At 62.3% G+C, this 22,645-nt stretch carries 18 protein-coding genes and 1 pseudogene; 12 read left to right on the top strand and 7 right to left on the bottom strand.

The window, feature by feature from the left end; all coding sequences use genetic code 11:
• Window positions 1-218: pseudogene (locus KLP40_RS08135) on the top strand (IS701 family transposase); the annotation flags it as partial.
• A gap of 66 nt (window positions 219-284) precedes the next feature.
• Here KLP40_RS08135 and KLP40_RS08130 read toward each other — a convergent pair.
• Complete coding sequence (locus KLP40_RS08130) at window positions 285-1,241, bottom strand: toxin-antitoxin system YwqK family antitoxin (RefSeq protein WP_215593276.1); 957 nt, start codon at window positions 1,239-1,241, stop codon at window positions 285-287.
• A gap of 273 nt (window positions 1,242-1,514) precedes the next feature.
• Complete coding sequence (htpG, locus tag KLP40_RS08125; protein ID WP_215593275.1) at window positions 1,515-3,359, bottom strand: molecular chaperone HtpG; 1,845 nt, start codon at window positions 3,357-3,359, stop codon at window positions 1,515-1,517.
• A 198-nt stretch (window positions 3,360-3,557) separates the two neighbouring features.
• Here htpG and KLP40_RS08120 point away from each other — a divergent pair, with 198 nt between their 5' ends.
• On the top strand, window positions 3,558-3,854 hold the full coding sequence (locus KLP40_RS08120; protein WP_215593274.1) for a hypothetical protein: 297 nt from the start codon (window positions 3,558-3,560) through the stop codon (window positions 3,852-3,854).
• Between the two features lie 36 nt (window positions 3,855-3,890).
• Here the strand turns inward: KLP40_RS08120 and KLP40_RS08115 are convergent, their stop codons facing one another.
• On the bottom strand, window positions 3,891-4,358 hold the full coding sequence (locus tag KLP40_RS08115) for an STAS/SEC14 domain-containing protein (protein ID WP_215593273.1): 468 nt from the start codon (window positions 4,356-4,358) through the stop codon (window positions 3,891-3,893).
• 151 nt (window positions 4,359-4,509) lie between these two features.
• On the bottom strand, window positions 4,510-5,007 hold the full coding sequence (locus KLP40_RS08110; protein ID WP_215593272.1) for a hypothetical protein: 498 nt from the start codon (window positions 5,005-5,007) through the stop codon (window positions 4,510-4,512).
• Window positions 5,008-5,540: 533 nt separating this feature from the next.
• Here KLP40_RS08110 and KLP40_RS08105 point away from each other — a divergent pair.
• From KLP40_RS08105 to KLP40_RS08070, 8 genes are all read left to right on the top strand, one after another.
• Window positions 5,541-5,876, top strand: a complete 336-nt coding sequence (locus KLP40_RS08105) for a hypothetical protein (protein WP_215593271.1) — start codon at window positions 5,541-5,543, stop codon at window positions 5,874-5,876.
• Window positions 5,877-6,026: 150 nt separating this feature from the next.
• Window positions 6,027-8,429 (top strand): TonB-dependent receptor, encoded by a 2,403-nt coding sequence (locus tag KLP40_RS08100; RefSeq protein ID WP_215593270.1) that lies wholly within the window; start codon window positions 6,027-6,029, stop codon window positions 8,427-8,429.
• Between the two features lie 55 nt (window positions 8,430-8,484).
• Window positions 8,485-9,054 (top strand): hypothetical protein, encoded by a 570-nt coding sequence (locus tag KLP40_RS08095; protein ID WP_215593269.1) that lies wholly within the window; start codon window positions 8,485-8,487, stop codon window positions 9,052-9,054.
• A 267-nt stretch (window positions 9,055-9,321) separates the two neighbouring features.
• Window positions 9,322-11,784 carry a TonB-dependent receptor gene (locus KLP40_RS08090; RefSeq protein ID WP_215593268.1) on the top strand — a complete coding sequence of 821 codons (2,463 nt, stop codon included), beginning with the start codon at window positions 9,322-9,324 and terminating at the stop codon, window positions 11,782-11,784.
• 63 nt (window positions 11,785-11,847) lie between these two features.
• Window positions 11,848-12,813, top strand: a complete 966-nt coding sequence (locus KLP40_RS08085; protein WP_215593267.1) for a cation diffusion facilitator family transporter — start codon at window positions 11,848-11,850, stop codon at window positions 12,811-12,813.
• A 165-nt stretch (window positions 12,814-12,978) separates the two neighbouring features.
• A complete protein-coding gene (locus KLP40_RS08080; RefSeq protein ID WP_215593266.1) occupies window positions 12,979-14,232 on the top strand; it encodes an MFS transporter in 1,254 nt (417 codons plus the stop codon).
• A gap of 135 nt (window positions 14,233-14,367) precedes the next feature.
• Window positions 14,368-14,817, top strand: coding sequence for a DUF6526 family protein (locus KLP40_RS08075; RefSeq protein ID WP_215593265.1), 450 nt, complete (start codon window positions 14,368-14,370; stop codon window positions 14,815-14,817).
• A gap of 142 nt (window positions 14,818-14,959) precedes the next feature.
• Window positions 14,960-15,262 (top strand): DUF4286 family protein, encoded by a 303-nt coding sequence (locus KLP40_RS08070; protein ID WP_215593264.1) that lies wholly within the window; start codon window positions 14,960-14,962, stop codon window positions 15,260-15,262.
• Between the two features lie 134 nt (window positions 15,263-15,396).
• Here the strand turns inward: KLP40_RS08070 and KLP40_RS08065 are convergent, their stop codons facing one another.
• From KLP40_RS08065 to KLP40_RS08055, 3 genes are all read right to left on the bottom strand, one after another.
• Window positions 15,397-15,903 (bottom strand): GNAT family N-acetyltransferase, encoded by a 507-nt coding sequence (locus KLP40_RS08065; protein WP_215593263.1) that lies wholly within the window; start codon window positions 15,901-15,903, stop codon window positions 15,397-15,399.
• A gap of 161 nt (window positions 15,904-16,064) precedes the next feature.
• Window positions 16,065-16,286, bottom strand: a complete 222-nt coding sequence (locus tag KLP40_RS08060) for a hypothetical protein (RefSeq protein ID WP_215593262.1) — start codon at window positions 16,284-16,286, stop codon at window positions 16,065-16,067.
• A gap of 188 nt (window positions 16,287-16,474) precedes the next feature.
• The gene (locus tag KLP40_RS08055; RefSeq protein WP_215593261.1) at window positions 16,475-18,652 is read right to left on the bottom strand and encodes a prolyl oligopeptidase family serine peptidase; all 2,178 of its coding nucleotides are present in this window, start codon (window positions 18,650-18,652) and stop codon (window positions 16,475-16,477) included.
• A 193-nt stretch (window positions 18,653-18,845) separates the two neighbouring features.
• Between KLP40_RS08055 and KLP40_RS08050 the strand changes: the two genes are divergently transcribed.
• Together KLP40_RS08050 and KLP40_RS08045 are read left to right on the top strand one after the other, a co-directional pair.
• Entirely contained in the window at window positions 18,846-21,320 is a 2,475-nt protein-coding gene (locus KLP40_RS08050) for a TonB-dependent receptor (RefSeq protein ID WP_215593260.1), read from the top strand.
• Window positions 21,321-21,455: 135 nt separating this feature from the next.
• Window positions 21,456-22,610: a PepSY-associated TM helix domain-containing protein gene (locus KLP40_RS08045; protein ID WP_215593259.1), complete on the top strand. Its 1,155-nt coding sequence runs from the start codon at window positions 21,456-21,458 to the stop codon at window positions 22,608-22,610.
• Window positions 22,611-22,645 lie beyond the last annotated feature (35 nt).

Raw genomic sequence — 22,645 nt, 5'->3', positions numbered from 1 at the left:
AGGTTCACCGCGAGGCCAAGCAACTCACCGGCTTGCAGGCGTGCCAGTGCCGGCTGGCGCGCAGCCAGCGCAACCACATCGCCCTGGCCCTGCGCACCTGGGCCCGCCTCAAGCACCTGGCCTACCAGGCCAACACCACCGTCTACCAACTCAAGCAAGGACTGCTCGACGACTACCTGCGCCGCGAGCTGGCTCAGCCCACACTCCGGTTTGCGTAAGTCCTATAAATGAGTGAGTGAGCCGTTCGCTCACTCACTCACTCACTCACTCACTCACTCACCACTTTACCGGGAGCCGGGGCGGCTTTTGTCGGCCTGGTCGCGGTTGTCGAGCTTGTCCTTCTCGTAGATGAGCACACCGTTGCGGTTGTACTCCTTCACCAGCACAGGGTCCTTCACTTCGGGGTCAAAACCGGATTCGCCGTACTGGTACACATAGTGCCGACGGTCTTTGGTATTACGAAAACCCCAATAGTTCACCCACTCCCCTACCCGCTTGCCATTTTCGAACTGGCCTTCCCACTCGCGCTTGCCGTTTTCGAGGTAGCGGGCGTAGTCGCCCTCCAGTTCCCCGTTCAGGTAGGGTACAATTTCCTTTACCTGCTTGCGGTCGGCATCGTAGTAGGTCACGTTGGCGTCGCGCGGGAAGCCCATGTCGTAGTGGTTCTTCGACACCAGCACGTTGTCGGCGGTGAACTGCTCCCAGCGCAGGTGGCGGGTGCCGAGGGCGAAGTAACCGGTTTCAATCACCTTGCCGCCGCGCATCTTTTTATAGGGGCCGTGCAGCACCTTATCGGCGGCGGGGTCAAGGTCGGCGCTGGCCTTGAAAATTTTGCGCTTGCGCGGGTTGAAGTAGAAGCGGGCCGGGGCGTAAGGGTTGGGCTGCTGGAAATTCTTGAGGTAATAGAACACCTCGATTTCCTGACGCTTGCCCTTGGCACCCGATTTCGTGTAGCCTTTCTTGATTTGCTCTCCCAGAAAGATGTTCTTCTTTTTCTTGGGCTTGCGCTGGGCCGCCTTCTCCTTGGCTTTGGCCGCCCGCTCCTGTTCCTTGGTCATCGTCACGCGCTTGGCCTCCAACGACGGCGTTCCGGCCGTATCGGCGGCCGTGGTGAGCGAGTCTGCGCCCCCGGCCAGCTGGCCCGGCTGCTCGGGGCGGCTGTTGAAGGAAACCGTTTTGGGGGAGCAGGCCCCCGCCAGCAGCAACGCCACGGGCAGGACATACAAACGAAACAGACGCATCAGGGGAACAGACAAGATTCGGAGCAACGAACGTAAAGATAAAGGGATTTGGTACCCGACCGGCCGAGAAACCCGCCCAGCACCATAGCCGACCGTGGGTGGTAACCTATCGGGATAACCTGAACACGTAACGTGGCGCATTTCTGTTCCCGACGGTTTGTTCCTCGTCATCTTATCTTGCGGCAGTCCGACTGTGGGGTCTCAAAAACAAAACCCTGACAGCCAGAGCTGCCAGGGTTTTATACTGCTTAGAACTTTATAGACTTTCTAAAGCTACTCAGCAGCCAGCAAATCGGCGCTACGCTTCACAAAGGCCGTCAGAGCTTCACCTTTCAGCATCCCCTGGGCCAGTAGGGCCAGATCGAAGGCCTGACGGGCGAGCTTGCCGCCAGCCTCACCCTCGGCGCTGAGCACGCGCTGGGTGATGGGGTGGTTGGCATTCACGCTTACGGTGTAGCTGTCGGGCAGGGAGCCGAACATCTGCATGCCGCCACCGCCGCCGGTGCGCTGCATGTCCTTCATGCGGCGCATGAACTCGGGCAGTGTGATGATGACGGGCGCATCCTGGGGCGAAAGCGCCTCTACCTGCACGTGCATCTGGTCGTTGCTGATGGCCTGCTTGTACAGGTCAGTCAGGCGGGTTTTATCGTCGTCGGTGAGGATGCTTTCCGGCGCTTCGTCCTTCTCGATAAGCTTGCCCACCGTTTCGGCATCCACGCGCTTGAAGGTGGTTTTCTCCAGCTTCTGCTCCAGCTGCCCGATGAAGTGGGAATCGAGCGGGCCGGTGAGTTCGAGCACGTCGTAGCCCCGGTCCTGGGCGGCCTGCACGAAGCTGTGCTGGGCCTCGGCGTCGGTGGTGTAAAGCACCACCGTCTGCTCGTTTTTATCCTGCTGATTCGCCTGCACAAACTCCCGGTACTCGGGCAGCGTGAAGTACTTGCCGGCCACGTTCTGCACCAGCACGAAATCCTTGGCCTTCTCGTAGAATTTCTCGTCCGAGAGCATGCCGTACTTCACGAACAGGCCGATATCGGACCACTTCTGCTCGTAGCCCGCGCGGTCTTTGCGGAACAGCTCGGCCAGCTTGTCGGCTACCTTTTTGGTGATGTACTGGTTGATTTTGCGCACCGCGCCATCGGCCTGCAGGAAGCTGCGCGACACGTTGAGCGGGATATCGGGCGAGTCAATCACGCCGTGCAGCAGCATCAGGAACTCGGGCACCACGTCCTTCACCTCGTCGGTGATGAACACCTGGCGCGAGTAGAGTTGAATTTTGTTGCGCTGGAGTTGCAGCTCGTCCTTCACCTTGGGGAAATACAGAATCCCGGTCAGGTTGAAGGGGTAGTCCACGTTGAGGTGAATCCAGAACAAGGGAGGCTCCGAGAACGGGTACAGTTCCTGGTAGAATTTCACGTAGTCCTCATCGGTGAGGTCGGCGGGTTGCTTGGTCCAGATGGGCTTGGTCTGGTTGATTACCTCGCCCTCGAACTCGATTTCAACGGGCAGGAACTTGCAGTACTTGGTCAGAATGCCCTTCAGGCGGGCTTCCTCCAGAAACTCGTCGGAGTCGTCGGCCACGTGCAGCACCACATCGGTGCCGCGCTCGGCCTTGGCGTGCTCGCCTTCGGTTTCCTCAAGCGTGAATTCGGTGCTGCCGTCGCAGGTCCAGTGGGCCGTCAGGGTATCCTCCTTGTAGGATTTTGACCAGATTTCGACCTCCTTGGCCACCATAAAGGCTGAGTAGAACCCGAGGCCGAACTGGCCGATGATCTGGTCCTTGGCCTGGGCGTCGGTTTCCTTGTACTTCTCCACGAACTCGGTGGCTCCGGAGAAGGCAATCTGGTTGATGTACTTCTTGATTTCCTCGGCCGTCATGCCCAGGCCGTGGTCGGAAACCGTGATTTTGCGGGCTTCCTTGTCCACGGTCACGCGCACTTTCAGCTCGCCCAACTCGCCCTGGTACTCCCCCTGCCGGGCCAGGCTTTGCAGCTTCTGGGTGGCATCCACCGCGTTGCTTACCAGCTCCCGCAGGAAAATCTCGTGGTCAGAGTAGAGAAATTTCTTGATGATGGGGAAGATATTCTCGGTGTGAATCGAGATGCTACCTTTCTCTTGCATAACAGAATCTGAAAGAGTGAATGAAAACAAAACCAGACGATTTGCCAGTTCATGAACCTGCAAATCGTGCTGGCTGCTCAAATTCAAACCCTGTTCCACTTCGCCGTTGGCTGCCAGTTTGACAGCGCAATCCAGGCCCGGGAGAGCCTCCGTAGCTAACTGCATCAACCGATAACTTCCTGTGTAACAGCTGCTGCTATGGCCCAAAACTCCTACTTCCGTCCGGCTGACTTAAGCACCCTGCTCACGCTGGAGCAGCAATTCGCCCTGGTTCTGCGCCGTTTTTCGCAACAGTTACTGCTGAGTGGGGGCGGCTTGGTGGCCGGCGCGCTACTGCTGACGCAGCTACCGGGTCTGTTGGTGGCAGGTGGAGTTCTAACGGGACTGAGCCTGGCCCTGGGTCTGCGCAGCGTCCTGCGTTACCACGCTGAGCGGGAGTGCCTCTGGCAGCAGGTGCAACAGGTGGCCGAACCCGCGGCTTCGCGCCGGTTGTAACGATTGCCAATCAGGCGGCCGCGGCCCCCTCCTCTCTCAGGCCGACGCGGCCCATTGATCGGGTGCCAGCCCAGAGTCCTGATAGCCCTCCTGGGAACCAGCCACCTGCCGGAGCCAGTCGAGGGCCGCGGTTGCGTCGTCGAATATCTGTACCTCGAAGGCCGGTGGCAGGCCCCGGGCATCCAGCAGCGTCTGATGCTGCCACGGGGACCTGAGCACCAGCGCCAGGTGGCGCAGGGGTAGGGCCACCACCCGGGGCAGATAGTAATATTCCAGCCACTGCGGGTCCAGCATCAGCAAATCGGGCATGTCCTCCAAATTCAGTAGCCAGGCTCCGGTTTGCTCTCTGCGCACCAACGCCAGTAACTGCTCCAGGGCCGGCAAAGCCCGGTGAATAGATGCCCGCATCTGCCACTGCGTATAGAGCACGGAGCCCAACTGCTCGCGGCGGATCAGAAACTCGCTCGGGCAGATGTCTTCCCGCTCTTCTGCTACCTTATTCATAGACCAGCCACCCATTCAATCGTTCTATACACTCTTTCCATAGTGCAATAATACGGAAGTAGGGTCGGTAGCCGTTCGCGAAACTCGGTCAACGATGGCAAAGAGTCGTTCAACCTGGTCACGATACTGACGAACGTAATATCGCTGACGATCAGCTCTTCAGCATCGGGGAATGTAGGCCGTGTACGGTGTCCGGCTGGCATTTCCAGCCGGACCACGCGCCCTGCCATTCTCTCTCGAGCCCTTCGGCGGCGGCGGCGGAAGGCGTCAGCCAGTCAATAGCCCCGGGCAGGTCAGAAAAGAACTGTACATCGGCCCGAACCAGACGGCGGCCATCGGCCAGCAGGCTCTCCACTACCAGCTGGTTGTGCAGGTTAACGGGCAGCACCAGCGCCAGAGTCCGGATGGGCAGGCGCACGAACTGTGGCAGCCAGACCTCACTCAGCCAGGCCTGCTCATCGGTGGAAACCAGGGGCAGACTGGACAGGTCGGCCAGCCACCGTCGAACATGATGCTGACGTGAGCAGACCAGCAACTGCGCAAAGGCCGCCGGAATGCCGGCTGCAGGCAGGGAACTCGCCCAGGCCCAGCGCAGTAATCGTAAAGTAGGCTCCAGCTGAATGCGGAGCGAATCGGAGGCGTACACCATTTCTAAACACAAAACCAGCCAGCCCAGCTGACTGACAGTTACTAAGGTAACCGTCGTGCTTCCGAAATAATGCAACTTTCGCCTGTTAGTTCAATTCCCGCGACTAAGTCCGGATCTCACTCGTCCAACGCGCTAGGCGGCCTGTTGGAGTGTCTCAACTGGTATAGAGGTCTGGGGCGGCAAGGCCCGCACAAGCGGGCGTGGGCAGAGGCAACGGTAGCCGAACCGACCGGCTCGGTACCCGAAAGAGGGGCGGGCGCTTCCGTTCATATCTACACGAAAAGGGCTTCGGCGCTGCCCAAACCGCCCCTTTTTGGGAGGGGGCGCAAGGTGGCAGCTAAGTGTTGCAATAACCGGCGGGTTATCTTTTTCATGGCGGTAACGTGTTGATTTGATGACCGCAAAGCTCGGGCGGAGATATTGCGCTACCGTGTTGTCAGCGTTATGCTTGCGTGACACCGGATTTTGGAGGACGCAGCGGCAGCACTAAATTATTTCGCGTACATTTGCTCACACACGACACATTGTTGCAAATGCGTACCCTTCGCTCCCGGCTGGCTTTTGTCCTGCTCCTGTGCTTTGCACGGGTGCTGGTGCCGGACGCGTGGGTACTGGCCCTGCACGCCCACGAGCACACGGTAGAAGCCCCGGCCAGCACAACAGCCCGGCACAAGGCCCACCTCAGCGCCCAGCACCAGCACTGTGCCGTCGACCACTTCTACGATGTGCCTTTCCAGCTGGCTTCGCCCCTGGAACTGGCCGCTCTGGCCCCCGGTTTTCGAGTGCCGGTGGGCACGCCGCTGGCGTCGGTGTGGGCCTCAGCCCATTCGTCGACGGCCGACCTGCGTGGCCCGCCGAGCCGGCTTTAAGCTCATTTTAGGGCCGCTCACTGCTACCCTGGTCTGGCCGGCCAGCGGCAGCCCCCTGCTTTTCTAATGGCTTTAGAATGCCCCCGCCGGAACATACGACCGGTGGGCAGAGCGGCCGGTTTTGCTTTTCACCGGCTTTCCCTTCTTCTTATGCTTTTCCGTGCTCCGGCTGCTCCGGTGGCGGCGCCGCGTTGGCTATGGCTGCTGTTCCTGCTGGGACTGGCCCTGCCAACCCAGGCCCAGCCCGCGTGCACCCTGACGCTGAGCGGTCTGGTAACCGACCACGAGTCGCGCACGGCGCTGCCCGGCGCCACGCTTGTGGTGCTGGAGACCCAACAGGCCGTGCAGACCGACCTCGATGGCCACTACCATCTGTCACTCTGCGCAGGCACGTACCGCGTGCAGGTCAGCTTTGTGGGCTACGCTCCCGAAACCATTGAGCTGCGCCTGAATAGCGCCACCGTGCGCGACTTCCGGCTGCATCCGCACGCCGTACTGCTGCGGGGCGCGCTGGTGCGGGGCGAGCGGGTGGCGCCGCCCACCACCCAGGCCACGGCCACGCTCAGCGGCCAGGCGCTGCAAACCACCCGGGGCCAGGCCCTGGGCGAAGCCTTGCAGCGCCTGAGCGGCGTGACGGCTATCCAGACCGGCCCGGGCATCTTCAAGCCCATGATTCACGGACTGCACTCCAACCGCGTGACTATTCTCAACAACGGCGTCCGGCAGGAAGGCCAGCAGTGGGGCGTGGAGCACGGCCCGGAAATAGACCCCTTCCTGGCCTCCCGCCTGACGGTGGTAAAGGGCGCAGCCAGTGTGCGCTACGGCTCCGATGCCGTGGGCGGCGTGGTGCTGGTAGAACCCCAGCCTCTGCGCGACTCCGCCGGGGTGGGCGGCGAGCTGAACGCGGTGGGCATGAGCAACAACGGCCTGGGCGCGGCCTCCGGTACGCTGGAGGGCAACCTGCGGCGGCTGCCCGCGCTTAGCTGGCGGGTGCAGGGGACGCTGCGCAAGGCCGGCACCATGCGGGCGCCGGGCTATTACCTGAAAAACTCGGCATTCGAGGAGCGTAACTTTTCCGGGGCGGCGGGATGGCAGCGCGAGGCGTACAGCGTGGAAGCCTTCTACAGTCAGTTCAACACCCGCATTGGCATTCTGCCGGCCGCCCACGCCGGCAACCAGGCCGACCTGCTGCGGGCCGTGGGCCGCCCCCGCCCCCTCGAAACCACAGATTTCAGCTACGCCATCGAGCGGGCCTACCAGCAGGTACGCCACGAAGTAGGTAAGCTCACGGCCAGCCTGCGCACGGGCACGGCCGGCCGGCTACGCCTGACCCTGAGTCAGCAGGCCGATTACCGCGACGAGTACGACAAGTTCCGCCCCCGCAACGACAACCGGGCTACCGCCGGCAAGCCCGAGCTCAGCTACATCAACCGCACCAGCACGGGAGAACTCCTCTGGGAGCATAAAGCCTGGCAGCAGTTCACGGGCAGCTTCGGGCTGGCCGGCACTTACCAGGCCAACCGCTACGCGGCGGGCAGCCGGCAGTTCATCCCCTTCTATACCAATAAGATCGGCGGTGCTTTCCTGATCGAAAGATGGCAGCACGGGCGCTGGCTGCTGGAAGGCGGCCTGCGGCTGGACTACCGCGACCTGGCCGTGCGCCGCGGCGACCGGGACTCCACGGGCGTGTTCTTCGTGGATCGGAGCCGGTTCCGCTACCTGACGCCGGCCGCGTCTCTGGGGGCTACCCTGGAGGCCTCGCCCCACCTGACGCTGAGCCTCCACAGCGGCCTGACCCGCCGGGCTCCGGCCGCCAACGAGCGGTTCAGCGACGGCGTGCACAACGGCATGTATGAGCTGGGCAACGACCTGGTGCCCGGCGCGGCCCCGCTCACGCCCGAAACTGCCCTGAACCTGGGCGCCACGGCTACCTGGCACAGCAACCCGCGCTTCAACGGGGAACTGACGGTGTACCAGAACCGCATCCGGGGGTTCATTTATCAGGTGCCGCTGCTGCCGCTGGTGCAAACCATCCGGGGCACCCACATCAGCTGGCAGTTTCTGCAAACCGATGCCACGTTCCGGGGGCTCGACCTGAGCGCCACCTACCTGCTTACCCCCCAGTGGCAGCTGGCCCTGAAGGGCTCGGCGGTCCGCACCCGCGACACGCGCGCCGACGAATGGCAGGTGCTCATGCCGGCCGACCGGGCGGAAGCCAGCCTGCGCCGCAACTGGTCCGGCACGGCGCCCACCAGCCGCCTGACGGCTTTCTACGCCCAGGTCGGCGGCGTGGCCGTGGCCCGCCAGACCCGGGTGCCCGACAACTACGAAGCCCGGGACCTGCTGGCCCCGCCCGCCGGCTACGCCCTGCTCAATCTAGAGTTGGGCGGCACGGTGCACTGGGGCCGGCAGCCGCTGGAAATCGGTGTAATGGCCACCAACCTGCTCAACCACCGCTACCGCGACTACCTGAACCGCTACCGCTACTTCACCGACGAGATGGGCCGCAACGTGACCCTGCGCGTGCGCGTGCCCCTAAATTTCAGCCACTAACCCTTTCCGAGTTCCACACTTTTTTTCCTTCTTTTTCCCTTTTTCATTTTTCCTTATGGTTGCTTCCTCCTTCCGGCCGGCCCTGCTGGCGTTGCTGGCTTCGGCCTCCGTGCTCAGCGCCTGCAAAAAAGACAACGACGACCCCACTCCCGACGAAGACAACGAGCAGATTACTACTCTGCGCTACGAGCTGACGCCCGTGGGCGGCGGCACTACCCTCACGGCCCAGTACCGCGACGTGGATGGCGACGGCGGCACCCCGGCTACCATCACGCCGGCCACTCTGGTGCTGGCTCCCAACACCACGTACACCGGCAAAATTGTGCTGCTCGACGAAACCAAGAACCCGGCCGAGGATATTTCGGCCGAGGTGCAGGAGGAAGATGACGAGCACCTGTTTGTGTTCCAGACTTCGGGGGTTAATCTGACGGTCAGCGCCGCTGACCGTGACAAAAACAACCTGCCCGTGGGCCTGGCCACTCAGGCAGTGACCGGCGCGGCCAACGCTACCGGCACCACCGGCACGCTCAAAATCACGCTGCGCCACCAGCCCGGCACCAAAGATGGCACCGCCACCCCCGGCGACACCGACGTGGAAGTGACCTTCCCAACTGCTGTGCGATAGTGAAAGGGGGAGCTGGCGAGTTGGCTGGGTTGTCTTCTGTACCTGTCCGCCCGGTGTCAGCAGAGCCGCTTAAACGGTAAACTCCCCCTCTCCCCGCTTATCAGAAGAGGCCGGCTGCAACTGGCTTCTTCCCTTTTTTTCTCCCGTTTTGGTTGTGGAGAATTTTCCAGGAAGGCACCGGCCATTGGTCGGTGCTTTCTTTTTTGGACCGAATGCAGCCCGGCCGCGCCATTTGCCGTTGATGGGCTGCGCGTAATGTCCGTTTCTATGTCCCGCCTTCCCCTCACCACCGGCCTGCTGCTGCTTTCGGGCAGCGTTCTGGCCCAGACAACTCCCGTTTCACCCGCCCCGGCGGCAGCCCCGGTCATCCGGCCCGCGCGGGCGGCGGCCGCGCCCCTCACCGGCCGCATCACCGATGCCGTTACCGGCGAGGCCCTGCCGGGTGCTACCCTCTTCTTCCCCGACCTCAAGCAGGCCACCTCAGCCGACGACAACGGTAATTTCCGCTTCGCCAACCTGCCCCGGGGGCGGTTTCTGCTGCAGGTGCGCTTTGTGGGCTACACTACCGTGGTGCGCACCGTGGACACCGGCGCCGAAACCCCGCTCAACCTAGCCCTCACGCCCGCCGAAACCGAAATCGGGCAGGTGGTGGTCACGGGCGTATCGGCCAGTACGGAGATGCGCCGCTCGCCCATTCCGACCAGCGTGGTGGACCAGACCCGCCTGCGCCAGACGGCCGCCATCAACGCCGTGGATGCCCTGGCCCACACGCCCGGCCTCAACCAGATTACTACCGGCGCGGCCATCAGCAAGCCCATCATCCGGGGGCTGGGGACCAACCGCGTCATCACCCTCAACAACGGCAGCAAGCAGGAAGGCCAGCAGTGGGGCGACGAGCACGGCATCGAAATCGACGAGTACAGCATCGACCGGGCCGAAATCATCAAAGGCCCCGGCTCCTTGTTATATGGCTCCGACGGGCTGGCCGGCGTCATCAACTTCCTGGCCCCCGACCCCGTGGAGGACGGCCGGGTTCTGGGCTCCGTGACGGCCAACTACCAGACCAACAACTACCAGCAGGGCTATTCGGTGTGGAACGCGGGCAACCTCAACGGCCTGAACTGGCAGGTGCGCGGCTCGGGCAAAGTAGCTGCCGACTACCGCAACCAGTATGACGGTCGGGTGTACAACTCGGGGTTCCGGGAGCTGAACGGCAGCGGCTACGTGGGTCTCAACAAAAGCTGGGGCTACTCCCACCTCACCGTCAGCTCCTTCAACCAGATTCTGGGGCTGATTGAGGGCGAGCGGGACAGCACTTCGGGCCGGTTTCTGCGGGTGAATGGCCTGGGCGAAGAGCAGGTCGTGACCGGCCGTGGCTTCTCGGGCTACGGCCTCGATGTGCCCCGCCAGCAGATCAACCACCTGCGCATCGGCACCGATAACAACTTCATCCTGGGCCAACACCGCGTGACCCTGAACGTGGGCTGGCAGCAGAATCTGCGTCGGGAGTTCGGCAACCCCGAGGACTACTACGAGAAGTCGTTGTTTTTCCAGCTGCGCACCGTGGATTATGCGTTGCGCTGGTTTTTGCCCGAAATGCAAGGCTGGAACACCACCGTGGGCGTGAGCGGCATGCGGCAGGAAAACCAGAACAAAGGCGTGGAATTCCTGATTCCGGCCTACCGCCTGCTCGACGGCGGCCTGTTCGGCGTCACCAAAAAGAGCTTCGGCCAGCTCGACCTGAGCGGCGGCCTGCGCTACGACCTGCGCCGCATCACGGCCGATGCCCTGGACCTGGGGCCCGACGAGCAGCCGGTGCCCGTTGGGCAGGGCGAAACCAAGTTTGCGGGCTTCCGAAGCACGTTTCGCAACGTGAGCGGCAGCGTGGGGGCGGCTTACAACCTGAGCGAGAAGTGGCTGATTAAAGCCAACGCGGCCCGGGGCTTCCGCGCCCCCAACATTGCCGAGCTGGGCTCCAACGGTATCCACGAGGGCACCGTGCGTTACGAAATCGGGGAGCCGGACCTCAAGGCCGAAACCAGCTTCCAGCTGGACGGGGGCGTGAGCTTCACCTCTGACCACGTGAGCCTCTCGGCCGACGTGTTCCGCAACCAGATCAGCAACTACATCTTCCCCCGGGCCCTGAGCACACCCGCCGGCCAGGATTCGGTGTCCAGTGAAGGTGACCGGGTGTTCCGCTACGGGCAGGGCGACGCACGCCTGGCCGGGGGCGAAATCAGCCTGGATCTGCACCCTCACCCGCTGGACTGGCTGCACTTTGAAAACTCGTTTTCGATGGTGCGCTCGGTACAGCAGAACCAGCCCGCCGGGCAGCGCAACCTGCCCTTTACGCCCGCCGATAGGCTGCAGTCGGAGCTGCGGGTGAACTTCCGGAAGGTGCGCAACTCGCGGCTGCGCAACCTGTATGCCCGGGGCACGGTGGAGCACAACTTCCAGCAGAACCGCATTTTCTCGGCCTTCGACACCGAAACCCGCACGCCCGGCTACACCCTGTTCAACGCCGGCGTGGGCACCGACGTGGTATCGGGCAAGGACCGCACGCTGTTCTCGGTGTACCTGGCGGCCAACAACCTGTTCGACGTCGCGTATCAAAACCACCTCAGCCGCCTGAAATACACGGCTATCAACTACACCACCGGCCGGCAGGGCGTGTTCAACATGGGCCGCACGGTGAGCGTGAAGCTGATTGTGCCGCTGTCGTTTAGGTAACAGGATGAGAGATTAAGGGTGTAGGATAAGGGACTGTAGTTTTTACTACCCAATCCACCAACCTTGTCCCATTACCTTAATCCTATTACCTCCGATATGCCCCACGACCACGCCGGCCACGACCACGCTCACCATCACCACGGCCCGCCGGCCGATGGCAATTTTGGCCGGGCCTTTGGCTGGGGTATTGCCCTGAATCTGCTGTTTGTGGCCGGCGAAACGGCTGGCGGGCTATGGGCCAACTCCTCGGCCCTGCTTTCCGACGCCGGCCACAACCTCTCCGACGTGCTGAGCCTCGCCCTGGCCTGGGGCGCTACCCTGCTGGCCAGGCGCCGCGCCGCCGAGCGGTTCACCTACGGCTACAAGGGAGCTACCATTCAGGCCGCGTTGCTGAACGCGGCGCTGCTGTACCTGGCGCTGGGCTTTATTCTATGGGACACCATCGACCATCTGCGCCATCCGGCGCCGGTGAACGGCCCGGTAGTGATGGGCCTGGCTGGGCTGGGCGTGCTCATCAATGGCTTCACGGCCTGGCTGTTCCGAAGCGGGCAGAAGGGCGACGTGAACGTGCGCGGCGCTTACCTGCACATGCTCACGGACATGCTGGTGTCGGTGGGCGTGGTGGTGGGCGGGGCGCTGGTGTACTTCACCGGCTGGCTCTGGCTCGACCCGGCCATCAGCTTCATCATTCTGGCCGTGGTAGGCTTCGGCTCGTGGGGGCTGCTGCGCGAAACCGTGCAGTTGGGTTTGCAGGCGGCCCCGGCCGGCATCGAGGTGGCGGCGGTGCGGCAGTTTCTGCTGGCCCGCCCCGGCGTCACCGGCCTCCACGACCTGCACATCTGGCCCCTCAGCACCCAGGACACCGCCCTGACGGTGCATCTGGTGCGCCCCAACGGCGAGAACGGCAACCAGTTCCTGCGCAACCTCCAGCACGACCTCCACCACGAGTTCAACATCCGCCACTGCACCGTGCAGCTGGAAGACGAGTTCCCGGCCATGGGCGCCCACGGCTGCTGCGACGAGGCGTGACCGCCCCCCCGGCCCCTCTCCTTAGGGAGAGGGGTGCCAGGCGTCGGCACCACCGAATTGATACTTTACCCCACCAGAACGCCCCCCTCTCCCCGAGGAGAGGGGCCGGAGGTGAGGTCTTGCGTAAATCTTCGTAATCTGCGGGCCCCTAATTCTCTTTCCCGCATGAATTCCCATCCTACTTCCTCTCCCCCCAAAACCACCGGCCTGCTCAGCGCCATTGTCATAGTAGCGTCCCTGGGCTACTTCGTGGACATCTACGACCTGATTCTGTTCAGCATTGTGCGCGTGCAGAGCCTTAATACGCTGGGCATCACGGCGGCCGAGGCCGTCACCGACCAGGGTCTCTACCTCATCAACATGCAGATGGGCGGCATGCTGCTCGGCGGCATTTTGTGGGGCGTGCTGGGCGACAAAAAAGGGCGGCTGTCGGTGCTGTTCGGCTCCATCCTGATTTACTCGCTGGCCAACATTGCCAACGGCTTCGTGCAGACCATTGAGCAGTACGCCTGGCTGCGGCTGATTGCCGGCATCGGACTGGCCGGGGAGCTGGGCGCGGGCATCACGCTGGTAGCCGAAACCCTGCCCAAGGAAAAGCGCGGCTACGGCACCATGATTGTGGCCACCGTGGGCGTATCGGGCGCCATGCTGGCCTATTGGGTGGCCGAAGGCTCGGGCTGGGGCTGGCGCGTGGCCTACTTCGTGGGTGGCGGACTGGGGCTGGCGCTGCTGGCCCTGCGCGTGGGCGTATTCGAATCGGGCTTGTTTGAGCAAGCCAAAAAGAGCGAGGTGGCGCGCGGCAACTTCTTCGCCCTCTTCACCAACGGCCCGCGCCTGGCCCGTTACCTGAAATGCCTGCTCATTGGCGTGCCCCTGTGGTTTGTGGTGGGCATTCTGATTACGCTGGCGCCCGAATTCGGGCGCGCCCTGGGCCTGACGGGCCCCGTCACGGCCGGACTGGGCGTGTTCTGGAGCTACTTCGGGCTGGTGTTCGGCGACTTGGCCAGCGGCCTGCTTAGCCAGGTGCTGCGCAGTCGTAACCGGGCGCTGCAGCTGTTTTTGGGCTTCTGCACCCTCATGGTGGGCGTGTACCTGTTCGGTATCCGGGGCGCCACGCCTGCTACGTACTATGTGGTGTGCTTTGTGCTGGGCCTGGCCGTGGGCTTCTGGGCCTTGTTCGTAACGGTGGCCGCCGAGCAGTTCGGTACCAACCTGCGGGCCACGGTGGCCACCACGGCCCCCAACTTCGCCCGGGGCTCGGTTATCCTGCTGGTGCCGCTGTTTCAGCTGCTGCGGGGCGAGCTGGGCCTGCTCAACGGAGCCGCCGTGCTCGGACTGGCCTCGCTGCTGGTGGCCTTCTGGGCCGTGAGCACCCTGCCCGAAAGCTTCGGCAAAGACCTGGATTTCGTGGAAGAATAGCCCTGTAACCGCTTCCGGACTGCCTCTACTCTAAAACGCAAGTGCTGTTACGGCTGACTCGCCCCGTAAAAACTCCGGCCCCGGCCGGAATTTTCGCGTATCATCTCCACTGTTCTACCTCTCAACCCTGCTCCGATGGCCGACCAACCGACCAAAAACAAACCGATGTACTATCCCTGGCACCACTTCGTGCTGCTGCCTGCGGCCCTGATTCTGGCCGGTTACGGCATCCGGCGTTACCTGGACGTGGCGGGTCAGGACTCTGAGATTTCCCGCCTTTGGTTCACGGTGGCCGCCCTGGCCGTGGTGGGGTTTGGGGTGCTGCTGATGCTGCGCCAGCACTACGCCCTCACGCTCCAGGACCGCCTGCTCCGGCTGGAAGTGCGCCAGCGCTACTTTGAGGTAACCGGCCAGAGCCTGCGCCCCCTCGAAAGCCAGCTGGAACTCAGCCAGATTCTGGCCCTGCGCTTTGCCGGCGACGCCGAGCTGGCTGACCTCACCCAAGCCGCCATCCGTGAAAAACTCAGCTCCAAAGACATCCAGGCCCGCATCCGCGACTTTCATTTCGACGATATGCGGGTGTGATGTGGGGGCCGGGTTGATGGGGGTCTGAGGGACTAAGGCTTGCCGTACTCAACTTTTTTCGGCGACTTTTGCACAGTTGTATTCCGCCTGGCACCCGGTAACCCAGTACCTCAGACCCCATCAACCCAGACCCTCCTTACCCATGATTCTATACAACGTCACCACCAGCCTCGACCCCGAAATTGCGGAGCAATGGCTGGAATACATGCGCGAAACGCATATGCCGGAAGTTATGGCTACCGGTTTTTTCCTCAAAAGCCAGCTCTGCCGCATGCTCAGCGAGGAAGAGGGCGGGGTAACCTATGCCTCCCAGTATTACTGCGTGAGCCTGGAGCAGCTCCAGGAGTACCAGCAGGTAGCCGCCCCGGCACTAGTGGCCGAAATGGACAAGCACTTCGGTGGCCGTTACGCCTCCTTCCGCACGATGCTGGAAGTAGTCGGATAGGGATTTTTAAATGTGTTGAATGTGAAAAATGTGGGGAGAATGTGATGAATATGGAAACAGGTCCATTCAGCACATTCTCCCCACATTTTTCACATTCAACACATTCTCCCCCCATTTTCACATTCAGAAAGGGGCTATTCCTCGCGCACGGCGGCTTCCACAGCCGGGTCGCAGGGGAAATCCTGGATTTGCGCGGCCGTGAGGTTACCGTTGTGCCATTCGGGGTCGAGGTTGGCGCCCAGCTTTTTGTAGAAACCGATGGCGGGCTCGTTCCATTCCAGCACCTGCCACTTCAGGCGGTGGGCGCCGGTATGGCGGGCCTCGGCTACTACGGCCTCAAAAAGCCGCTTGCCCAGGCCGGTTCCGCGCAGACTCTCCGTCACCACCAAATCTTCCAGAAACAGCATCCGGCCTTTCCAGGTGGAGTAGGCCGTGTAATAGAGCGCAATGCCCACAATGGGCCCATCGGGCACCTCCAGGGCCACGAAAAAGCCAAAAATGGGCTCCGGACCAAATCCGTCGCGCTGCATGTCGGCCAGCGTATTGGTGACTTCGTTAGCGGCTTTTTCGTATTCGGCCAGCTCCTGAATCAGGGCCAGCACCTGCGGCAAATCGGCCTCGCGGCCCCGGCGGATGAACATGGTGATAAGAGTGAGGAGTGAAACAACGTCAGCCTGAGCTTGCCGAGGAACGACCCTTCAGAGTGCGTTGGCTATTCCAAGGTAAGGTCCCGAACGCAAAAAGAGCAGCGTCCCCCTGGTGCGGGTCGTTGCTCTTTTTGCTTATTCCGGCAGGCCGCGGATTACATCACGGGCTGCATTTTCTTGATGTCCTCGGTGGCGTTTACGGCGTTGATTTCGCGGGTAGCGGGGTCTACTTTACCGCCGGTGGTATCGACCGGAGCGGGGTACTCCAGGGGCTTTACCGTCACGTTTTCATCCGATTTGTACTCGGGGTTGCTGCACGAAGCCACGGTCAGCATCAGCGAAGCGGCCAGCAGACCGAACAGGGACATTTTTTTCATATCAGAAAGCAAAAAGACAAAGGCAGTTACGGGCGTTGCGGCCGCGAAGATACGGCAAATCAGTTGTGGTTGCCAGTTGCTAGTTGTCGGTTGTTAGTTGTCGGTTGTCGGTTGTTAGTTCGTTCTGACAACTAGCAACTGACAACTGACAACTGACAACCGACAACCGACAACTAACAACCGACAACTCATTTTCCGAACGGCTTGACGCCCATGTTATAGAAAGCAAAGGACCAGACGTCGGCCCACTCCTGAATCTGGAGCTTGGTGCTTTTGCCCGCGCCGTGGCCCGCATTCACATCGACGCGAATAAGCTGGGGGTTGGGGCCCTCGTTGGCGGCCTGCAGGGCGGCGGCGAACTTAAAGGAGTGAGCCGGCACCACGCGGTCGTCGTGGTCGGCGGTGGTAATCATGGTAGCCGGGTAGGTGGCGGGCTTGAGGTTGTGCAGGGGGGAAAACTTGTAAAGGTTCTGGAACTGCTCGTAGTTGTCGGAGGTGCCGTACTCGGGGGCCCAGTTCCAGCCGATGGTGAACTTCTGGTAGCGCAGCATATCCATCACGCCCACGGCCGGGAAGGCCACTTTGCACAGGTCGGGGCGCTGGGTCATGGTGGCGCCCACCAGCAGGCCGCCGTTGGAGCCGCCGGCCATGGCCAGCTTTTCGGTGCTGGTGTAGCCCTGCACCTTCAGGTATTCGGCGGCGGCAATGAAGTCGTCGAACACGTTCTGCTTGTTGGGCGTCATGCCGGCCTGGTGCCAGGCTTCACCGTACTCGCCCCCGCCCCGCAGGTTCGGAATGGCCAATACCCCGCCGTTTTCGAGCCAGAGCATCCGCGCCACCGAGAAGCCCGGCGTCAGGGAAATGTTAAACCCGCCGTAGGCGTAGAGGTAGGTGGGGTTCTGCCCGTCGAGCTTGAGGCCCTTTTTGTGGGTGATGAACATGGGCACCTTAGTGCCGTCCTTGCTCTTGTAGAACACCTGGGTCGTCACGTAGTCGGCCGGATTCACGTCCACTTTCGGAGCCCGGAACACGGTGCTGGTGTTGGTAGCCAGGTCGTACTTGTAGATGGTCGTCGGGTAGGTGAACGAGGTGAAGGCGTAATACACCTGCTTGGCGTCGCGCTTGCCGCCGAAGCCCGAGGCCGTCCCGATGGCCGGCAGGGCCACGTCGTGCTTAAACTCGCCCTGCTCGGTGTACACTTTGATGAGGCTGCTGGCATCCTTGAGGTAAGAAGCTACCAGGTAGCCGCCCACGTGGTCCACGCCCTCGAGCTTCTGCTCGGTTTCGGGCAGCACGGTTTTCCAGTTTTTCTCCTGGGGCTTTTTAGGGTCGATGAGCACGACGCGGTAGTTGGGCGCCTGCAGGTTGGTCAGCACCAGCAGCTTGTCGCCCACGTTGCCCACCACGGAGTTGTTGAACTCGTAGCTGCTGATCAGGGGCGTGAAGGTGCCTTCCTGCCGGCGGTCCTGCAGGTCACGCACCGAGACACGGTTGCCGTCGGCCTTGCCATCGGTGAGGTAGAGCACCAAGAACCGCTCGTCGTCGGTGGTGCCCACGTAGCGGAAGCCCAGCGGGCTCTTGGGGTCCTCGTACACCAGCCGGTCGGTGCTCTGGGGCTTGCCCAGCGCATGGTAGTACACCTTGTGGAACTCGTTCTTGCCGGCCAGGCTGTTTTCGCCGGCCTTGGGCGCATCGTAGCGGCTGTAGAAGAAGCCATTCTTATACCAGGCCGCCCCCGATACCTTCACCCATTCCAGCTCATCGGAAAGGGGCTGGCGGGTTTGCAGGTCCAGCACCTTCATTTTCTGCCAGTCGGAGCCGCCGCCGCTGGTGGCGTAGGCCATGTAGCGGTGGTCGTGGGAAAAAAAGGTGCCGGCCAGGGCCGTGGTGCCGTCGGCGGAGAACTTGTTGGGGTCGAGCAGCACCTCAGCCTGGCCTTCGGGGCCGGCCTGCTGCACGTAGAGCACGGCCTGGTTCTGGAGGCCGTCGTTTTTGCTGAAGTAGAGCTGGTCGCCTTCCTGCTGGGGAATGCCGAACTTCTCGTAGTTCCAGAGGGTGGTGAGCCGCTCCCGGATCTGGTCGCGGAACGGAATCTGCTCCAGGTAGCCGAAGGTGGCTTTGTTTTCGGCCGTCACCCAGCTTTTGGTTTCGGGCGAATCAAGGTCTTCGAGCCAGCGGTAGGGGTCGGCCACGGCGGTGCCGAAATAGTCGTCTTTCTGGTCGGCTTTCCGGGTTTCGGGGTATTGCACGGGAGCGGAAGTAGGAGTAGCAACGGCAGCAGCCCCGGCCCCGGGGGCTTTCGACTGGGTGGAGCGGCACGAGGCCAGGGCCGCCAGCGCTAGTATGGGAAAAATGAATTTCTGCATCGGATGGGAATAGCGGAAGAAGCGCCGAAGATAAAGCACAGCGGCGGCAGATTGGCCGGATGCTGCCGATTCTTTTGGATTCCAACCAGCTGGGCAACTCGTCTGTAGCAACATATTTTTATTAAGAATTTTTCCAAATAGAATTTCAGCCGTTTCTTTGCAGCAATCTGGACTGATTCTAAAGAAACACACCATGCTGAACCTTCGCCTGCTGGGCCTGACTTCTACCCTCGTAACCTGTTCCCTCATGGCGCAGGCGCAACAAACCGCCGCCGTCCGCGGCCGCGTGACGACGTCCGACGGCCGGCCGGCGGAATCGGTCACGGTGGGCCTGAAGGGCTATAGTCAGGGGGCCATCACCAACAGCCAAGGCGAATACAGCATTGAACGCGTGCGCGACGGGCAATACGTGGTGGTGGTATCGGCCGTGGGGCTGAAAACGACGGAGCAGCCCGTTACGGTGAGTGGCGGCCAGGCCGCCACGGTCAATTTTATGCTCACCGAGAATGCCGAGCAGCTGCGGGAAGTGGTCATCAGCGGCAACCGCACCAACAAGTTTGCCCGCAAGCAGTCGGAGTACGTGAGCAAGATGCCGCTCAGCAACCTCGAAAACCCGCAGGTGTACGCCACCGTGGGCAAGGAGCTGCTCACTGAGCAGCTGGTGTTCACGGCCGACGAGGCGACCCGCAACGTGCCGGGTTTGCAGCGCATGTGGGAAGCCACGGGCCGGGCCGGCGACGGCGGCAGCTACTACAACCTGCGCGGCTTCATTACCCAGGGCCAGCTGCGCAACGGCGTGGCCGGCGGCGTCACCAGCAGCATCGACGCGGCCAACCTGGAGAAGCTGGAAGTCATCAAAGGGCCGTCGGCCACGCTGTTCGGCAGCGCCCTGACCTCCTACGGCGGCCTCATCAACCGCGTCACGAAAAAGGCCTACGACCGGTTTGGGGGCGAAGTGGCGTACTCGGCGGGCAGCTTCGGGTTGCAGCGCCTGAGCGCCGACGTGAACACGCCCCTGGACAAGCAGAAGAAGGTGCTGCTGCGCCTGAACACGGCCGGCCAGTACGAGCGTAACTTCCAGAACCGCGGCTACCAGGGCTTCGACAGGAGCCTGGCCATTGCCCCGACCCTTACCTACAAGCCCACCGAGCGCCTCACCATCAACCTCGACGCGGAGCTGTATCGCACCCAGGGCGTGGGCAAGCAGCTCATTTTCTTTTACTTCCCGACCAGCGCCTTGCAGGCCACCCGGCCCCAGGAGCTGGGCCTGGACTACCGGCAGTCGTATATCGGCAACGGGCTGAGTTTGAATTCGCGCAGCTCCAACTACTTCGCGCAGGTGAACTACCAGCTGGCGCCGGGCTTCACGTCATCCACCAATTTCACGCACAGCCGCAGCTTTTCCGACGGTTTCGGGGCCTACTTCTACGTGACGCCCATTGCCGACAGCCTCAGCTCCGGCGACCCGACGCGCCTGGGCAGCACCAACTTCCTGAGCCGCGCCGACCAGTCGACGCGCGACAGCCGGGCCTTCACGACGGAGGTGCAGCAGCTCTTCAACGGCGACTTCCGGGTGGCGGGCCTGCGCAACCGCGTGGTGCTGGGCCTCGACTACCTGAACGTGAACAACCAGCAGACGTTTTTCGGCAGCACGTTTGGGGCGCCGGTGGCGCTGGGGCTGGGCAACCAGGCCTACACTGATTTCAACGGCGGGGCGCTGGCGGCCCAGTACGCGGCTGGCCCGCCGCAGTTCACGTACCCCATCACCACCCAGCTTACCACCTACAGCGCCTTCGTCTCCGATGTGCTCAACCTCACGGAGCAGCTGAGTGTGCTGGCCGCCGTGCGCGTGGATCGGTTTGAGAACAAGGGCGGTTTGGTAGGCGGCTCGGTGCAGCCGTTCAAGCAGACGGCCGTGTCGCCGAAGTTTGGCGTGGTGTATCAGCCGGTAAAGGACAAGGTATCGGTGTTTGCCAACTACCAGAACAGCTTCCGAAGCCCCGGCTCCTACCGCGCCTACAACACGGCCGCCCTGCCCGACAGCACCGAGCTGCGCACGGCCCGGCTGGAACAGGCCAACCAGTGGGAAGGCGGCGTGAAGCTGGATGCCTTTGCCGGTAAGCTAACCACCACCTTGAGCTACTACGCCATTCGGGTAGATAACCTGCTGCGCACCGACCCGCGCCTGGAAGCCGCCGCCAAGTTCGCCCAAACCCAGGACGGCACCCAGCGCAGCCAGGGCCTGGAGCTGAACGTGGTAGCCAACCCGTTCGAAGGCTTCAACGCCGTGGCCGGCTTCAGCTACAACGACTCCAAGCTGACTCGCGCCGATGAAGGCGTGAACGGCCGCCGCCCCGCCACGGCCAGCTCGCCGTATCTGGCCAACCTATGGCTGAGCTACCGCCTGCCGGCCGGTCCGGTGCAGGGCCTGGGCCTGGGCTTCGGCGGCAACTACGCCAGCGACAACAAAATCGTGAACACCGGCACCAACGTGTTTACGCTGCCCAGCTACACCGTGCTAAATGCCTCGGTGTTCTACGACCAACCCCGGTTCCGTATCTCGGCCAAGGTTGATAACCTCACCAACCAGCAGTACTGGATCGGCTACACCACCATGAACCCGCAGAAACTACGCAGCATAGCCGGCAGCGTGGCATATAAATTCTAGTTTATCGGGCGCTGTCATCCTGAGCTTGCGAAGGACCTTTTCACCCTTGAACTGTTCTCGTACCAACGGCTAGTTCTATCGGGGTAAGGTCCTTCGCAAGCTCAGGATGACAGCGCCGTTTCTTCCTTTTCCACTATGAGCACGTTCAAGAAAACCGTCGGGAAACTGCACCTGTGGCTGGGGCTGGCCTCGGGGCTGATTGTGTTCATCGTGAGCCTGACGGGGGCTATTTTCGTATTTCAGGACGACATCCGGGACTTCACGGAGCCTTGGCGCAAGGTGGAAGTGCAGCAGTCAGCTATGGTGCTACCCTCCCAGCTGCAAAACGCCGCGTTAGCTACGCATCCTGGTGTAAAGGCAACGGACTGCTGGGTCACTTACTTCGGACCAGAGCGCGCGGCTACGGTATTCTTCACCGATAAAGCCGGCGCCCCCATCATGGTGTCGTTGAACCCCTACACCGGCCGAGTGCTGCACGAGCAAGATCTACGCACGCACTTCTTCACCATCGTGCAGGAAATCCACATGCACCTGCTGCTGCCCGAGGCCGTGGCCAAGTGGGTAGTGGGCGGCGGTGTGAGCGTGTTTGTGGTGATGTTGCTCACGGGCCTGGTGCTGTGGTGGCCCAAGCGCAAGCAGGAGCGCAAGCAGCGCTTCACCATCAAGTGGGGCGCCCGCTGGCGGCGCGTCAACTACGATTTGCACAACGTGCTGGGCTTCTACGCGGCCAGCATCGGGCTGGTGCTGGCGCTGTCGGGGCTGTTTATGCTGTATCCGTGGCTGCTGGAGCCGCTGGTGCTGGCCGTGGATGGCGGCCGGCCGGCCCCGCCGGAAATCATGAAAACCAAGCTCGATACCCTGCAAACCGCTACTACCGCCCCCCAGCCGCTGCCCGATATCGTGTACCGCACGGCGCGCCGCCTCTCCCCCGACCACGAGATGATTCTGCTCGGCCCCACCGGCACGGGCCAGGACCCCGCCTTCTGCTGGACCTACCAGAAAGCCCTGCATTACTACCACCGCGACGAGTACGCCTTTCACCCGGTATCGGGCCAGCTGCTGGAAACCCGCTTCCACGCTACCAAAAGCGCCGGCACCAAGCTCTCCGACATGAACTACGACCTGCACGTGGGCCAGATTCTGGGTTTCGGCGGCAAGCTCGTGGCCTTCCTGGTGAGTTTGATCTGTGCCAGCCTGCCCGTCACCGGCACCATCATCTGGTGGGGCCGCCGCAACAAGGCCCGCAAAACGAAACCGCGGCTACAGGCGGTTCTCAGCTCCCAGGGCTAAAGCCCTGGGCTAGTCAGCGGCCAAATCTGCAAAAC

Origin of the sequence: Hymenobacter piscis, assembly GCF_018760735.1 — a bacterium.
Classification (GTDB): Bacteria; Bacteroidota; Bacteroidia; order Cytophagales; family Hymenobacteraceae; genus Hymenobacter; species Hymenobacter piscis.
This window is presented reverse-complemented; position numbering and strand designations above follow the sequence as displayed.

Bases quoted from the DNA above. Each gene is read 5' to 3' on its own strand.
- KLP40_RS08130 (WP_215593276.1), bottom strand. From the start codon at position 1,241: ATGCGTCTGTTTCGTTTGTATGTCCTGCCCGTGGCGTTGCTGCTGGCG.
- htpG (WP_215593275.1), bottom strand. From the start codon at position 3,359: ATGCAAGAGAAAGGTAGCATCTCGATTCACACCGAGAATATCTTCCCC.
- KLP40_RS08120 (WP_215593274.1), top strand. From the start codon at position 3,558: ATGGCCCAAAACTCCTACTTCCGTCCGGCTGACTTAAGCACCCTGCTC.
- KLP40_RS08115 (WP_215593273.1), bottom strand. From the start codon at position 4,358: ATGAATAAGGTAGCAGAAGAGCGGGAAGACATCTGCCCGAGCGAGTTT.
- KLP40_RS08110 (WP_215593272.1), bottom strand. From the start codon at position 5,007: ATGGTGTACGCCTCCGATTCGCTCCGCATTCAGCTGGAGCCTACTTTA.
- KLP40_RS08105 (WP_215593271.1), top strand. From the start codon at position 5,541: ATGCGTACCCTTCGCTCCCGGCTGGCTTTTGTCCTGCTCCTGTGCTTT.
- KLP40_RS08100 (WP_215593270.1), top strand. From the start codon at position 6,027: ATGCTTTTCCGTGCTCCGGCTGCTCCGGTGGCGGCGCCGCGTTGGCTA.
- KLP40_RS08095 (WP_215593269.1), top strand. From the start codon at position 8,485: ATGGTTGCTTCCTCCTTCCGGCCGGCCCTGCTGGCGTTGCTGGCTTCG.
- KLP40_RS08090 (WP_215593268.1), top strand. From the start codon at position 9,322: ATGTCCCGCCTTCCCCTCACCACCGGCCTGCTGCTGCTTTCGGGCAGC.
- KLP40_RS08080 (WP_215593266.1), top strand. From the start codon at position 12,979: ATGAATTCCCATCCTACTTCCTCTCCCCCCAAAACCACCGGCCTGCTC.
- KLP40_RS08075 (WP_215593265.1), top strand. From the start codon at position 14,368: ATGGCCGACCAACCGACCAAAAACAAACCGATGTACTATCCCTGGCAC.
- KLP40_RS08070 (WP_215593264.1), top strand. From the start codon at position 14,960: ATGATTCTATACAACGTCACCACCAGCCTCGACCCCGAAATTGCGGAG.
- KLP40_RS08065 (WP_215593263.1), bottom strand. From the start codon at position 15,903: ATGTTCATCCGCCGGGGCCGCGAGGCCGATTTGCCGCAGGTGCTGGCC.
- KLP40_RS08060 (WP_215593262.1), bottom strand. From the start codon at position 16,286: ATGAAAAAAATGTCCCTGTTCGGTCTGCTGGCCGCTTCGCTGATGCTG.
- KLP40_RS08055 (WP_215593261.1), bottom strand. From the start codon at position 18,652: ATGCAGAAATTCATTTTTCCCATACTAGCGCTGGCGGCCCTGGCCTCG.
- KLP40_RS08050 (WP_215593260.1), top strand. From the start codon at position 18,846: ATGCTGAACCTTCGCCTGCTGGGCCTGACTTCTACCCTCGTAACCTGT.
- KLP40_RS08045 (WP_215593259.1), top strand. From the start codon at position 21,456: ATGAGCACGTTCAAGAAAACCGTCGGGAAACTGCACCTGTGGCTGGGG.